The sequence below is a fragment of the Ruegeria sp. YTSA075 genome (assembly GCF_059610245.1).
This window is the reverse complement of sequence record NZ_JBXWNG010000006.1, coordinates 163,435-176,632: the sequence shown is the minus strand read 5'-3', so window position 1 is coordinate 176,632 and position 13,198 is coordinate 163,435. Positions and strand designations below refer to the sequence as shown.

Sequence of the window (13,198 nt, the reverse complement as noted above, 5' to 3'; positions counted from 1 at the left end):
CGGCCTCCCGATCCGAAAACCGTGTCTTAGAAAACACCCCACGTCATGAGGCCCTTTCTAAGACAGGTTCGGCTGGACCCGGATTTCTCCGGACCCAGCCAAATTTCCAGGCACATCAGCGATGTGCCAGCGGACTGACTTAGGCCAGTTCGACCTCGGCGCCAGCTGCTTCCAGCTTGCCTTTGATCTCTTCGGCTTCGGCTTTGTCCACGCCTTCTTTGATCTTGCCGCCAGCTTCGACCAGCTCTTTGGCTTCTTTCAGGCCCAGACCGGTGATGCCGCGAACTTCTTTGATCACGTTGATTTTCGAAGCGCCGGCGTTCTTCAGAACGACGTCGAATTCGGTTTTTTCTTCCTCAGCTGCACCGCCGGCATCGCCAGCTGCGCCTGCGACCATGACGGCGCCGCCAGCTGCGGGCTCGATGCCGTACTCGTCTTTGAGGATGGTTTTCAGTTCTTGTGCTTCCAGCAGGGTCAGACCCACGATGCTTTCTGCGAGTGCTTTCAGATCAGCCATTGTATCAGCTCTTTCCGTTTACAGTGTGTGTTCCAACGTCAGGGGGTTTTCCCTACGCAGATCATTCAGTGCCAACCGCTTACGCAGCTTCCGCCTTCTCTTCGATGGTGGAAAGGATGCTTGCGATGTTGCTTGCAGGTGCGCCAATTGCACCGGCGATGTTCGAAGCAGGCGCGCCAAGCATACCAGCGATCGTAGCAATAAGCTCTTCACGCGACGGCATTTTCGACACGGCTGTAACACCAGCCCGGTCCAGAGCGTTCTCACCCATTGCACCGCCAAGAATTTCGAACTTTTGGTTCTCTTTGGCGTAGTCCTCGGCCACTTTGGCAGCTGCCACAGGGTCCTCGGAATAGGTCAGAACGGTCATCCCTGTCAGCAGGTCGGCCATGCTTTCACACGGCTTACCCTCAAGGGCGATTTTGGCGAGCCTGTTCTTGGCAACACGCACAGAGCCACCCGCGTCACGAGCACGTGCGCGAAGGTCCTGCATCTCGGCAACTGTCAGACCGGCGTAGTGAGCAACCACTACGACGCCAGAGCTTTCGAAGATTTGGCCGAGTTCCTCGACCACTTTCTCTTTCTGGGCTCTATCCACAGTTCTCTCCAAGTTAGGGGTGATACCTCACCCCGGCTCATATTTGCCGCGGTCGAAACCCCGGCGTTCAGGTCCGTTGTTACGGGATTGGCCAAAACGCGCCCGAGGGTGGGACCCTCAGAATTCTTTGGTCTTACCCGTCTCAGGCAGGAAATTAAGGGGTCAGATGACACCACCCACCGTCTTGGACGAAACGAAATAAAGCGCACGACGAATCGCACGCTTTGTTCCGCAGGTCTACTTAGGGCAGACGCGCCCGGTTTCCAAGAGGTAAATTGCACGTCCGCGCAATCAATCGCGCCGTTCGCCCTCACCCATCGACAGGGCGCGAACCATTGACACTGGTAGGTCGCTCTTGTCTTGTCGAACAGGCCGATCACACCCAATTCACCAAACGCAAATCCGCCTGACCATGCCAACACTCACGATTACCGAATACGACATGGCATCGGGCTTTGCCAATGAGTTTGCCCAACATCAGTTGAACGACCGCATCACCGGTTTGGAATGCGTCTATCGCTCTCACGGGTTTCCGGGATCCCGTCTGGTCATGAAGGTGGAAACACCGGGTCAGGACTTTGCCCTCAAAATCGATACGGTCTCACCTGAGTCGGGACGTCTGGGCAGAGAGTTCGAAACACTCAACCGGGTCTTCGACCATTTCAAAGGGCACGAATCCGGTCGCGTCGTGCGGCCTGTCTATTTGGCCCCCGGTGGCGCTTACATGGTAACGGAATATGTCGACCGGCCCACAGCTGTCGATGTGATCTATAACAGCGACGATGACAAACAGGTTGCGCAGGTCTATCGTCGGGCCGGTGCTTGGCTGCATCATCTTCACAGCCTGCAGAAGCCAGTTCAATACGCGTTCCGGCCCCGTTGGATGACTGATAACATCCGCGAATTGTCAGCCCTTGTCCCGGATCATATCACTCCGATCAGTCAGCCCATGGTCAACACGTTTCTGGCCGAAGCCGCCCGGCTGCGGAACCGACCCGATCTGCGTGTGTTTTCGCACGGGGATTTCCACGGGCTCAATCTGATCATGGGTCAGGGCACGGCCATCGGCCTCGATTTCACCGAAGCGCGCGACAAGCTGGCTGTCTACGACATCGTCGATTTTGTGAAAGCAGACATCTTTCGCAGCGCCACTCAGGAGGAGGTTGACCGGAGCGGTATGCTCAAGACCAACAAAGAGATGTTCTTCAAACTCTACCGCCACCCAATCGACACGGAGATTCTGGATTGCTGCCTGCGGGGCCGCCTGCTGAAAGACTGGCTACGCCTCTGGCGGCCGGATTTCATTTGCAGCCAGTTTGAAGAACGCAGGCGCGACCTGTTAGAGGCGCGCCTGAAACAGATTTTCCCTTAGCAAAGAAAAACCCGGGCAGTTCGCACCACCCGGGTCTTGTTACTGATGGCTAGATGCCAAGGGCTTATTCGCCCGCAGCAGCTGCCACATCCAGTGTCACACCGGGGCCCATGGTCGAGCTCAGCGCGATCTTCTTCATATAGGTGCCCTTGGCGCCCGACGGCTTGGCCTTGGCCACAGCCGAGATGAAGGCACGGACGTTTTCGACCAGCTTGGCTTCGTCAAACGACGCTTTGCCAACACCGGCATGCACAACGCCGCCTTTTTCCGCCTTGAACTGAACTTCACCGCCCTTGGCTGCTTCCACGGCGGCTTTCACGTCCATGGTCACGGTGCCAACCTTGGGGTTCGGCATCAGGTTGCGAGGGCCCAGAACCTTACCCAGACGGCCAACGATGGGCATCATGTCAGGGGTTGCAATGCAGCGATCGAATTCGATGGTGCCGCCCTGAATGGTTTCCATCAGGTCTTCTGCACCAACGATATCAGCGCCTGCTTCTTTTGCTTCGTCAGCCTTGGGGCCACGCGCAAAAACAGCAACACGCATCGCTTTACCGGTGCCGTTCGGCAGACCGATAACGCCACGAACCATCTGGTCCGCGTGGCGAGTATCAACGCCCAGGTTCATCGCGATTTCGATGGTCTCGTCGAATTTCGAGGTCGCGTTGCCTTTTACTAGGGCAACGGCTTCTTCAACCGACAGGTTTTCCTTGCCAGCGACAGCTTCGCGCGCAGCGCGGGTACGTTTACCGAGTTTTGCCATCTTACTTCACCTCGATGCCCATAGAGCGGGCCGAGCCCAGGATGATCTGCATTGCGCCTTCGACGTCGTTGGCGTTCAGATCTTTCATTTTGGCTTCGGCGATTTCGCGAACCTGCTTGCTGGTCACGGTGGCCACGGTCTCACGACCGGGGTTTTCCGCACCGCGGGGACGGTTACGCTTGCCAACCGGCTTCAGACCAGCCGCTTTTTTCAGGTAATAAGACGCGGGCGGCGTCTTGATGTCCATGGTGAAGGACTTGTCCTGATAATAGGTGATCACGGTCGGGCACGGAGCGCCTTGCTCCATGTCTGCGGTCTTGGCGTTGAACGCCTTGCAGAATTCCATGATGTTGATGCCGCGCTGACCCAGCGCCGGACCAACTGGAGGCGACGGGTTCGCCTGACCTGCAGGAACCTGCAGTTTCATTGTACCAGCAAGCTTCTTGGCCATTTGGTTTTCCTTTCAACGTAGGTGAAACGCGTTCCACCCGGTTTATGTTGCGTGGTCCGGCCCGGGATCGCGATCCCAGCAACCTCCCACGAGAGAATCTCGCCCGAAGACGATAGAGGCGGCATTTATAGGGGAATGGTTGGGTTGGCAAGGCGTATTAAACTGTCGCCTAGATCATGTTCAGCATTTTACACTGACACAAACCAAAGATGAAAAAGATGATCCGCTAAGAGTAGTATTGGTCAGGCACCTTGACTTTGGACACACCGATGACAGAATTTATAAAATATTTTTTTGAGGTGATTAGTTTGACAAGCTCAATGTGGTGTTCTTGCCCTGCCGAAGAGGCGGAAGAGGTTATTAGGCAAATTGAAAGTGTCAGCGGGGAGTGTTTTGATCACTCAAAAGCGACCGTTTCTCGCTTCTATAGCTGTCCGTATGATTCCTACGAGGCATACAAAATCTCTTTTCAAGCCCACTGGTCTACCAGCGCGCATAACGGGATGCAAAAGTGTTTGATTTCGGAAGGATCGTTTTCGATAGTTTTAGTCTGCGTTTCCAAGGCTGCAAGCGACGGACCTAGCGTTGTTTGTCTCCGCAACAGTGGCGATTTCATGCACGCAACCAATGCCGCAATTGGTCTTTGTTTGAATGCTGGCACTGTTGCAAACTACGTTACCTTCTTTGGACAGATCGTCCACGCCGATCAAGGTGCGTTCCACTTTCTTACCAACTCAGGGCAAATACCCGGACTTGATAAGGATTCTGATGTAGCCAAACGCCTTGAGGCAGCAATAGACGCCATATTCGGCAAGGACGAAAATGGCGATTATCGTTTAAACATCAACGAGAAATCATATTGGGTGCTCGGCAAAGCTTACACCTTGGATGCCCCCACTATCTACTCGGGAGTTTTGTTCTCTGCTGACATGCGGGTAGCCCAGAACGGTTTCATCACCATGGACGAAGATGACCCGACAGCTATCGATGGACTCTCAGAGTTCATGCCTCCGAGCCCCTACTATGTGATCGGCAACTCGGCAGAAACGGCGCAGTGGATTCAAGCTGGGAATAAGAAAGTGCAGCGCCCAATACTACAGTATGCGGCGATACAACTAGTTGAAAAAGCGCTAGGTGTCCTTGCTTTGCCCACCTTCCTAACTTTTATCTATCTGTCGCTGGCGTTCGGGCTTTCGAACGCGACAGTTTTTAACTTTCTGGAATTGATCACCGAGTCAAAGATACTGACATGGGTTTCATTGGTTTTAGGGGGGGTCATGGTCTTTGCGAGCATCGTGCGCTTTGTTTTTTTCAGCGTTGCCAAAGCGATCTCAACCTTTGTACCCAATCGCACTTCGATGATGCAGCAAATGGTTGCCAGACAGAGTCAGGCGGCGCGAAAAAAACTTGGTGTCGTCTGGTTTCTTCTACTTACAGCGATAGAATTCGCAGCGATTCCATTTATTGGATCTGCCATTTTTGTATTCGGCGCAATCAATTCCTTCTATCCGCACGCTTCTGTTAACTTCATTGAAGCTCTTTTGTTCGTCATCAGTTCGATACCGATGGTTCCGTACCTATTGGTGAATTTGTATAGCTTTGATGGAACAGTCGGGTTGTATCAAGCACCGGTTTTTCCAAGTCTCAGCTGGTCCATTTGGATATTCTTCTCAACAATCGTGTTTGGTGTAGTATTGAGGTTTTTCTCGCTTTCCAGAGAGTAGGTAGGACACGCAGATACCTTGAAAGTCAGCTTGATATCAAACATCGATCGTGTCACCTGGTTCACTTGAATCAAGTGCAATTTTTCAGGGACTATCCGCGCACTCTGATCAACTCGGATACGAGTCGAGTGGGAAGCTTGGACACCACCAAAAGCGGCACTCGCGCGGCCAAAGCCGCCGAAGCGCCGTTCTAACTCTGCTTCGTAACCTGCGTGAAGTCCAGTTCGACCGGCGTCTCGCGGCCAAAGATCGAGACCGAGACCTTCAGCTTCTGCGCCTCGTCGACCACACCTTCGAAATCCTCGAACGTGCCGTCAAAACGATGCGGACTCGTCGTTCAATCTCAATCCACCCAATTGAAATACGCATCAAACATCTTGAGTTCCCCATCACTCAAATTTGTCTCAATCTCTATACCGACTGGCACCCGCTGCATCACGTCTGACGACCTTAGACGCGTCATCCCGTGTTTGGACAACAACCGCTCCAACTGGATACTCAACTGCAAAACCGCAGGGAAGAAACGAGATCGACGCTATCAGCACTTGGGAGGTATGAGCTCCCTGAATTTCCGCTCCAGCTCTTCTGACCCTCGCCCATCGCATAAAATGGAACGCTTTCATTCAACAAAACGAACAACCCGGTAAACCCCAACCCAGACATGCGACACTATGGCCGACTGTTTTAGTCAAATAATACCCGGCGACCAGTTGTTTTCATTGCGCAAGTTCACTCCAATATGAGGAAACATCCGATGAAACAAACTGTAAAAGATCTGGTTCTGGTTGCCGCTCTGGCAGGCGCGATTGGCTTTAGCCTGAGCCCCGCTCATGCAGGTGGTCATGTTCACAGTGCAACCGCAGATTTGAAGAACCTGGACGGGGAAACAATTGGCGCGGCAGATATCACCCAAAGCTCACATGGGGTGTTGGTCCACATCAAGATCAGCGACCTGCCTCCGGGCCCCAAAGGTGTGCATTTCCATTCCAAAGCGCATTGCGCTGCAGATACGGGTTTCAAATCGTCGCACGGCCATCACGGCGAGGGCGAAGGTGAGCATGGCTTGGTGAACGCCAAGGGCCCCGGCAAGGGCGATCTTGGAAACATCTATGTTGGCGAGAATGGCATAGGTGAGATGCAGTTCTTCAAAACCGGCGTCTTTCTAGAAGGTGACGACCTGCCCCTTCTGGACGCAGACGGGACCGCGATTGTCATACATGCCAATGAAGACGATCAGATCACCCAACCCATCGGCGGAGCTGGTCCACGTCTGGTCTGCGGCATCGTTGAGGTCGGTTGAACCCGACAACATCGTTGGTACCGGGCGCGAAAACCCGTCCGTTTGAGACCTTCACCTTGTTGAACCAGAAAAAAGCCGCGATGCGTACACATTGCGGCTTTGACCTGTTCTTACACTTTCGAAAGCGTATCAGCTCTGCTTCGTAACCTGCGTGAAGTCCAGTTCGACCGGCGTCTCGCGGCCAAAGATCGAGACCGAGACCTTCAGCTTCTGCGCCTCGTCGTCCACGCCTTCGACCATGCCGTCGAAATCCTCGAACGGGCCGTCGTTGACTTTGACCTTCTCGCCGACTTCGAAGGTGATCATCAGCTTGGGCGCGTCTTCGCCTTCCTGAACCCGGTTGAGGATCTGGTTCACCTCAGCATCGCGCATCGGCATCGGGCGGCCCTGAGGGCCAAGAAAACCGGTGACCCGGTTGATCGAGTTGATCAGGTGATAGCCCTGATCGGACATTTCCATATGCACCAGAACGTAGCCGGGCATGAACCGGCGTTCGGTTGTAACCTTCTTGCCCCGGCGCACTTCGATCACCTCTTCGGTGGGCACCAGCACTTCGTCGATATCGTCTTCAAGGCCCTGTTCAGCCACCGACGTGCGGATCTGCTCTGCGATCTTCTTTTCGAAATTCGAAAGAACGCTGACCGAGTACCACCGTTTCGCCATGAACCTGTCGTCCTTGTTTAGCTTCGAGGCGGCGAGCCGCGCGCCCCGCGTTGAAATTCAATTGCGTGACCCGGAATAAAAAGCGGCGCGCAACCTGATTCGCCGCACGCCCATTCCGAATAGTCATGTCACCTACTCTGACACGCCGTGCTGTGCAAGGGGGCAGTGGTGTTTCCGCCTGCCCGAACTGCCTTAGCTGAACGCGCCCAGCACCAGTTGCAGACCCCCACGAATGCCCAGATCGACAAGCGCAAAGAAGGCAGCGGTCAGGGCAGCCATGATGAACACCATAACCGTCGTCAAAAGCACCTCACGCCGGGTCGGCCAGACGACCTTGGAAACTTCGGCACGGACTTGCTGAATGAACTGGATCGGGTTGGTGGTGGCCATGTGGCGGGTTCTCTCTGCTAGCGAATGCGCCGGACATAACCGGGCAATGCGGCAATTTCAAGGGCGGTTGGATCAACTCTGCCGCAGGAGTGTGGCACGGTTATGGCTTAGGCTTATCATCCCACTCATCGCTAAGAATGCGATGGGCGTCGCCTTCGGGGTCTTCGTATTGGTTCGACCGAACGGTATAGACAAAGGCGACCAGACCCACACAGCCCAGAAACAGGGATATCGGGATCAGATAGGCAAGAACTTCCATTTGGATTACCTCAGCCGCAGGGCGTTTAAGGATACGGTAATGGAAGAGGTCGACATCGCCAAGGCCGCAATCAGGGGCGTAGCCAAACCAATGACTGCCAGAGGCACTGCAATCACGTTGTAGACGGTGGCGATCCGAAAGTTCTCACGAATCCGTTTGGTTGCTTTGACGGCGGTGTCGCAGGCATCCGAAATGGGCGACAGATCAGTGCCCAACAAAACGATGTCCGACGCGACACGGGCGGCATCCAAGGCCGAAGCCGGAGAGATCGAGACATGCGCCGCAGCCAGGGCCGCCGTGTCGTTCAGACCATCGCCGACCATCAGCACATGCCGCCCCTGATCACTGAGCTCTTGTATACGCTGGGCCTTGTCTTGCGGCAGCGCCTCGGCAATCCAGTTCCGGATACCCAACTTATCGGCCAATGCCTCTACAGCGCCTTTGGAATCGCCTGAGATTAAAATGATCTGCTTACCGGTCTGGGAAAGTGCCTCGACCGCCTCTGCCGCCCCTGGGCGCAAGGCGTCCGAGAAGGTGAAGCCCACGGCGGGGTTTGACCCGACGGCCAACCAGGCTGATGTTTCGGCCCCTTGCACAGCCCCCACCCAAGCGGCCCGACCCAGGCGAACCCGCTGACCGCGATACTGCCCTTCCGTGCCGTAACCCGGCACCTCAGCAATATCCTGCACCCCAGCAGGTTTGACCCCGGCAGCCCGCACCGCCTGCGTCAACGCAACCGACAACGGGTGGGCCGATGCCTCGGACAGTGCCAATGCAATTTCCAGGTCAGTGCGGGAATGGTCACCCAGATTGGTCAACTCGGGTGCCCCCGATGTCAGCGTGCCGGTCTTGTCGAACACCACCGTGTCCACCTCGGCCAGACGTTCCAGCGCCGTTGCATGTTTGATCAGCATCCCTTTGCGGAACAGCCGACCCGATGCGGCGGTCGTGACCGCAGGCACAGCCAGACCCAGGGCGCAGGGGCAGGTTATGATCAAAACCGCCGCCGCAATGTTCAATGCAGTGCGCAGATCGCCGGAATAGATGTACCACCCCAAAAAGCTGAGTGCCGACAGAATGTGAACCCCCGGCGCATAAAGCTTCGCGGCCTTATCGGCCAGCGAGGTATACCGGGATCGACCGGATTCAGCGATCGCAACCAGATCGGCCATGCGGTGGAGTGAAGTGTCTTCGCCCACAGCGGTGGCTTGAATGGTCAGGGGCCCGGTCAAGTTGACCTCTCCCGCGCTCACGATCTGGCCTGCTTCGGCGAACACTGGCAAGGTTTCACCCGTCAGCAACGACCTATCCAACTCGGACTGGCCCGAGACAATCTGACCATCCACCGGCATACGCCCACCGGGGCGAACCAGGATCAGATCGCCCACGGTCAGGTCCGAAACAGCAACCTCTTCCTCGACCCCATCAATGACGCGAATGGCGCGAGGCACCTCAAGCGCGGTCAACTCCTCGGCTGCGGAGCGCGCCGCCGCCCGGGTTCGGTAGTCCAGATATCGTCCAGCCAGCAGGAAAAAGGTCAGCGTTAGCGCAGCATCAAAATAAGCATGTTTCCCGCTAAGCGCCGTTTCCCAAAGCGATGTCGCCAAGGCCAGCAGGATCGCCAATACAATCGGCACATCCATGTTCAGACGTCGCACGCGCAGGGCGCTCCAGGCGTTGGCAAAGAAGGGCTGTGCCGAAAAGGCAATCGCGGGCAAGGCGATGGCGGCAGAAATCCAGTGGAACATATCGCGCGTTGCATCGGCTGCACCCGACCAGACCGACACTGACAACAACATCACGTTCATCGAAGCAAACCCGGCCACAGCGAGCCGCATCAACAGATCCCTTCCCGCCTTATCCGCACTGGTTGCAGACAGGGCGCCGGGGTCCAGCTCATGCGCCTCATATCCGGCGCGTTCCAGAACCGGGATCAGGTCTGTCGCCCGCGTTTCGGGCGTGGCTTTGATCATCGCGCGTTTCAGAGTCAGGTTCACGCGTGCATCCTCGACACCGGGATGTGCGTTCAGTGCACGCTCGACATTCGCGATACAGGCCGAACAATGAATGCTCGGCAATGACAGCGCAATCTGCACATCCTCGGGGATCGGGCGCGCCGGTTCAGCCGGGGTTGCGATGCACCCCGGACAAGCTGCCGTACCTGAAGACATCTGTGCCGTCACACCATCAGCCTTTCACATAAAGCGGAACGCGCTGAGCAAACTCAGCCCCCGCATGATCGCGAGCCACCAGACGGATATTCCAATTCCCCTTACCCAATGCAGCAGGTGTCGCATAGGCGATGCCATCAAAGGTGAACTCGGGCGAGAAATCATCCTTTACATGGGTCGCGCGACCTACAACGGCCTGCAATTCGGCGACCTGAACCGGTGCGCCGGTCGCATCGGTGATATGCAGGATCAGCAACCCGCCCTTGGTTTCGGCCCGCACGTCCCACCCCAAGGCCCGTTGCTCTTGCAGACGTTCATTGAAGTTCTGGCTGGCCACGTAGGAGTTCTTTACCTCCAACCCCGGAAAGGTTTTCACGGCGCTATAAGCCAGCAGCAGATTGACCGAGATGATGACCGTGAAAGCCCCCACAAATATGGCAAGCGCATGTTTTCCCGTAAACTTACGTTCTGTCATGATCCGTTTCCTCGTCCATTGAACGTGGTGTCTTTGTAAGCGCGTTCGCCACTGATGATATCCTCAACCCAAATCCGTACCGGCGTTGTGTGCGCACCGGCGGGGCCGGTATCGCCCGAGGCGATAATGTAAACCCGTACCAATTGGGCCGTATCGGCCGTCACATTTACAGTATGTAGGTTTGTACCTTCAATCTCCAACCGCATGCTTGGGTCCCCGGCCAGCGACAAATTGAACAACCTGTCCTCGCCATGTTTGTTGCGCAGGCGCACATCATAGGTGTTGCGGATGGTGCCATCAGACAGAGTCACAAAGGTAGGGTTTCGAACCGGCGCAACCGTCAGATCGATATCGGATCGGATGAACAGGGCAAAGAGCAAGGCGAAGCCGACGGCAGACCACAGGCCTGTGTACATGATGGTGCGCGGGCGCAGGATATGCTTCCACACGCTCTTGGGGGTCCCGCCTGCACGTTCGCGGGGCTCATCGCTTAGCGCCATATAGTCGATCAACCCGCGGGGCTTGCCGATCTTTGCCATCATGTCGTCACACGCATCGATGCACAGGGCACAAGTGATACACTCAAGTTGCTGGCCGTCGCGGATATCGATGCCAACGGGGCAGACATTCACGCAGGCCATGCAGTCGATGCAATCGCCTAGCTCGGAATCGGCGGTGCGTTTGCCCTTGCCGCGCGGTTCACCCCGCCATTCGCGATAGCCGACGACCAGAGTATCCTCGTCCATCATCGCGGCCTGAATACGTGGCCATGGGCAGGCATAGATGCAAATCTGCTCACGCGCGAACCCGCCGAACAAGAAGGTCGTGCCGGTCAGGATCAGAACAGTTGTGTACGCCACCGGATGCGCATTGCCGGTCACCAGATCACGCAACAGGGTTGGCGCATCGGCAAAATAGAACACCCAGGCACCACCCGTCAGAAGACCGATCAGAAACCATGACACCCACTTGGTCAGGCGCAGGCGTGCTTTGCGGAAATCCAGCTTCTCTTGCCGGTGCAGGCGCAAGCGCGCGTTCCGGTCCCCCTCGATCCAGCGTTCAACCAGAATGAACAGATCCGTCCAGACGGTCTGCGGGCAGGCATAACCACACCAAACCCGGCCCAAGGCCGAGGTAAACAGGAACAAGCCCAGCCCCGCCATGATCAACAGGCCAGCGACAAAGTAGAACTCATGTGGCCAGATTTCGATCCAGAAAAAGTAAAAGCGCCGGTTGGCCAGATCCAGCAGCACTGCCTGATCCGGCAGGCTGGGTCCACGATCCCACCTGATCCACGGGGTCACATAGTAAATCCCCAAGGTCACGATCAGGATGATCCATTTCAGGTTGCGAAATGGTCCGGATACGCGCCGCGGAAAGATCGGCTCTCGGGCGGCATATAGGCTGGGGGCGGGGTCGGAATCGCTCACGGGCTGGCTCCAAAAAAATGGCACTTTGGCTCGCGTGTTCTCTCAGATCACGTCCGCGCAAACTTTGACATGGGTCAAAACGCGCATCGAACACACATCTTTTAGGGCGTTGCGTCTTTTAGGGCGTTGCGTCCGCTTGTCGCTTAAGCCAGCGTACAAATGTCTTGACGGCGGGTCTAAGCGGCGTTTTTGCCGTTAACACATGGTATCCGCTGCTTTCCGGTTCGAAATAAAGCTCAACCAGGCGTCCGGCGCGGATATCCTGTTCGACGAAATGTCGCACCGTGGCCGTCACTCCCTGCCCTGCGCGAAGCCCATCCAACAGCAGATTGCCTGGTAAAGACAGACGGCCCGCCAACGGGGGATGATCCACACCCCGTTTGGCCAACCAATTGCTGGCCTCGGTTGTGCCAAGTTCCTCCAACCAAGGCAACTGGCTCAACTCCTCTGGCGTCCACTTGGTTTTGCCCCCTAACAAAGCAGGCGCTGCCACGACGACAAAAGGTGTTTTTAGCAACATCTCAACATCCACTCCCGGCCACCCGCCAACACCGTACCGGATCGCGACATCAACCCCGCCGGGCGCAAGGGTGACGAGATGTGGTGAGGGGTCGATGGCCAGGTTGATATCAGGGTGCTCGGCCTGAAACGCGGGCAAGCGTGGCATCAGCCACGATGCGGCGAATGAAGGTGTCATAGACACATGAACCGGGCGCGCCTCGCCCGACCGCATCAGATCTTCTACAACGGCGCTGATTGATCCAAAACCAAGCTGCAGGGCGCGGGCCAGATGCTCACCTTCGGCTGTCAGGGTCAACGCCTTTCCAGTGCGATCTAACAGCGCAACGCCAAGGTGTTTTTCAAGCACGCGAAGCTGTTGGCTGATTGCCGCATGACTGACGTTCAACGCGGCACCGGCATCGCTCACATTCCGCCTTTCAGCAAAGGCCGCGAAAGCCCTGAGTGAGGCCATCGGGGGCAGAGAAAGCCAATCCATATGTAATCCATACTTACATGACGGAATGGTAATTGAGTGGCATTCAGCGCGTCAAAGGTCAATCTTTATTGTCAGAAACGCTTCTGCA

Annotated in this window: 14 protein-coding genes and 1 pseudogene; 3 read left to right on the top strand and 12 right to left on the bottom strand. The window is 56.2% G+C overall.

Annotated features, from left to right (window positions below; translation table 11 throughout):
* Nucleotides 1-139: 139 nt before the first annotated feature.
* Nucleotides 140-517, bottom strand: a complete 378-nt coding sequence (gene rplL, locus AC2FGE_RS13555) for a 50S ribosomal protein L7/L12 (RefSeq protein WP_353009219.1) — start codon at nt 515-517, stop codon at nt 140-142.
* A 79-nt stretch (nt 518-596) separates the two neighbouring features.
* Nucleotides 597-1,115, bottom strand: a complete 519-nt coding sequence (gene rplJ / locus AC2FGE_RS13550) for a 50S ribosomal protein L10 (RefSeq protein WP_496819730.1) — start codon at nt 1,113-1,115, stop codon at nt 597-599.
* A gap of 412 nt (nt 1,116-1,527) precedes the next feature.
* On the opposite strand from rplJ, the gene AC2FGE_RS13545 reads away from it, so the two are divergent.
* Entirely contained in the window at nt 1,528-2,487 is a 960-nt protein-coding gene (locus AC2FGE_RS13545; protein WP_496819729.1) for an aminoglycoside phosphotransferase family protein, read from the top strand.
* 64 nt (nt 2,488-2,551) lie between these two features.
* Here the strand turns inward: AC2FGE_RS13545 and rplA are convergent, their stop codons facing one another.
* Nucleotides 2,552-3,250, bottom strand: coding sequence for a 50S ribosomal protein L1 (gene rplA, locus AC2FGE_RS13540; RefSeq protein ID WP_496819728.1), 699 nt, complete (start codon nt 3,248-3,250; stop codon nt 2,552-2,554).
* Between the two features lies 1 nt (nt 3,251).
* Nucleotides 3,252-3,701, bottom strand: a complete 450-nt coding sequence (gene rplK, locus AC2FGE_RS13535; protein ID WP_037314971.1) for a 50S ribosomal protein L11 — start codon at nt 3,699-3,701, stop codon at nt 3,252-3,254.
* A 269-nt stretch (nt 3,702-3,970) separates the two neighbouring features.
* Here rplK and AC2FGE_RS13530 point away from each other — a divergent pair, with 269 nt between their 5' ends.
* The gene (locus tag AC2FGE_RS13530) at nt 3,971-5,425 is read left to right on the top strand and encodes a hypothetical protein (protein WP_496819727.1); all 1,455 of its coding nucleotides are present in this window, start codon (nt 3,971-3,973) and stop codon (nt 5,423-5,425) included.
* Nucleotides 5,426-5,615: 190 nt separating this feature from the next.
* Here AC2FGE_RS13530 and AC2FGE_RS13525 read toward each other — a convergent pair.
* A pseudogene (locus AC2FGE_RS13525) lies at nt 5,616-5,741 on the bottom strand (transcription termination/antitermination protein NusG); the annotation flags it as partial.
* Between the two features lie 438 nt (nt 5,742-6,179).
* Here AC2FGE_RS13525 and AC2FGE_RS13520 point away from each other — a divergent pair.
* Nucleotides 6,180-6,725: a superoxide dismutase family protein gene (locus AC2FGE_RS13520; protein ID WP_496819726.1), complete on the top strand. Its 546-nt coding sequence runs from the start codon at nt 6,180-6,182 to the stop codon at nt 6,723-6,725.
* Between the two features lie 129 nt (nt 6,726-6,854).
* On the opposite strand, the gene nusG is transcribed toward AC2FGE_RS13520, so the two are convergent.
* From nusG to AC2FGE_RS13485, 7 genes are all read right to left on the bottom strand, one after another.
* Nucleotides 6,855-7,388, bottom strand: a complete 534-nt coding sequence (gene nusG / locus AC2FGE_RS13515; RefSeq protein WP_496819725.1) for a transcription termination/antitermination protein NusG — start codon at nt 7,386-7,388, stop codon at nt 6,855-6,857.
* A gap of 192 nt (nt 7,389-7,580) precedes the next feature.
* A complete protein-coding gene (secE, locus tag AC2FGE_RS13510; RefSeq protein WP_170533170.1) occupies nt 7,581-7,778 on the bottom strand; it encodes a preprotein translocase subunit SecE in 198 nt (65 codons plus the stop codon).
* A 100-nt stretch (nt 7,779-7,878) separates the two neighbouring features.
* Nucleotides 7,879-8,037: a cbb3-type cytochrome oxidase assembly protein CcoS gene (gene ccoS / locus AC2FGE_RS13505; protein WP_496819724.1), complete on the bottom strand. Its 159-nt coding sequence runs from the start codon at nt 8,035-8,037 to the stop codon at nt 7,879-7,881.
* A gap of 5 nt (nt 8,038-8,042) precedes the next feature.
* The gene (locus AC2FGE_RS13500) at nt 8,043-10,208 is read right to left on the bottom strand and encodes a heavy metal translocating P-type ATPase (protein WP_496819723.1); all 2,166 of its coding nucleotides are present in this window, start codon (nt 10,206-10,208) and stop codon (nt 8,043-8,045) included.
* 16 nt (nt 10,209-10,224) lie between these two features.
* The gene (locus AC2FGE_RS13495) at nt 10,225-10,683 is read right to left on the bottom strand and encodes a FixH family protein (protein ID WP_480826422.1); all 459 of its coding nucleotides are present in this window, start codon (nt 10,681-10,683) and stop codon (nt 10,225-10,227) included.
* Complete coding sequence (gene ccoG / locus AC2FGE_RS13490) at nt 10,680-12,113, bottom strand: cytochrome c oxidase accessory protein CcoG (RefSeq protein WP_496819722.1); 1,434 nt, start codon at nt 12,111-12,113, stop codon at nt 10,680-10,682. The genes AC2FGE_RS13495 and ccoG overlap by 4 nt, the downstream gene beginning before the upstream one ends.
* Before the next feature lie 118 nt (nt 12,114-12,231).
* The gene (locus tag AC2FGE_RS13485; RefSeq protein ID WP_496819721.1) at nt 12,232-13,110 is read right to left on the bottom strand and encodes a LysR family transcriptional regulator; all 879 of its coding nucleotides are present in this window, start codon (nt 13,108-13,110) and stop codon (nt 12,232-12,234) included.
* Nucleotides 13,111-13,198: the final 88 nt, after the last annotated feature.

What these genes read in the sequence shown, in the direction of transcription:
- rplL (WP_353009219.1), bottom strand. Translation starts at nt 517, where the DNA reads ATGGCTGATCTGAAAGCACTCGCAGAAAGCATCGTGGGTCTGACCCTG.
- AC2FGE_RS13545 (WP_496819729.1), top strand. Translation starts at nt 1,528, where the DNA reads ATGCCAACACTCACGATTACCGAATACGACATGGCATCGGGCTTTGCC.
- rplA (WP_496819728.1), bottom strand. Translation starts at nt 3,250, where the DNA reads ATGGCAAAACTCGGTAAACGTACCCGCGCTGCGCGCGAAGCTGTCGCT.
- rplK (WP_037314971.1), bottom strand. Translation starts at nt 3,701, where the DNA reads ATGGCCAAGAAGCTTGCTGGTACAATGAAACTGCAGGTTCCTGCAGGT.
- AC2FGE_RS13530 (WP_496819727.1), top strand. Translation starts at nt 3,971, where the DNA reads ATGACAGAATTTATAAAATATTTTTTTGAGGTGATTAGTTTGACAAGC.
- AC2FGE_RS13520 (WP_496819726.1), top strand. Translation starts at nt 6,180, where the DNA reads ATGAAACAAACTGTAAAAGATCTGGTTCTGGTTGCCGCTCTGGCAGGC.
- nusG (WP_496819725.1), bottom strand. Translation starts at nt 7,388, where the DNA reads ATGGCGAAACGGTGGTACTCGGTCAGCGTTCTTTCGAATTTCGAAAAG.
- secE (WP_170533170.1), bottom strand. Translation starts at nt 7,778, where the DNA reads ATGGCCACCACCAACCCGATCCAGTTCATTCAGCAAGTCCGTGCCGAA.
- ccoS (WP_496819724.1), bottom strand. Translation starts at nt 8,037, where the DNA reads ATGGAAGTTCTTGCCTATCTGATCCCGATATCCCTGTTTCTGGGCTGT.
- AC2FGE_RS13500 (WP_496819723.1), bottom strand. Translation starts at nt 10,208, where the DNA reads ATGTCTTCAGGTACGGCAGCTTGTCCGGGGTGCATCGCAACCCCGGCT.
- AC2FGE_RS13495 (WP_480826422.1), bottom strand. Translation starts at nt 10,683, where the DNA reads ATGACAGAACGTAAGTTTACGGGAAAACATGCGCTTGCCATATTTGTG.
- AC2FGE_RS13485 (WP_496819721.1), bottom strand. Translation starts at nt 13,110, where the DNA reads ATGGATTGGCTTTCTCTGCCCCCGATGGCCTCACTCAGGGCTTTCGCG.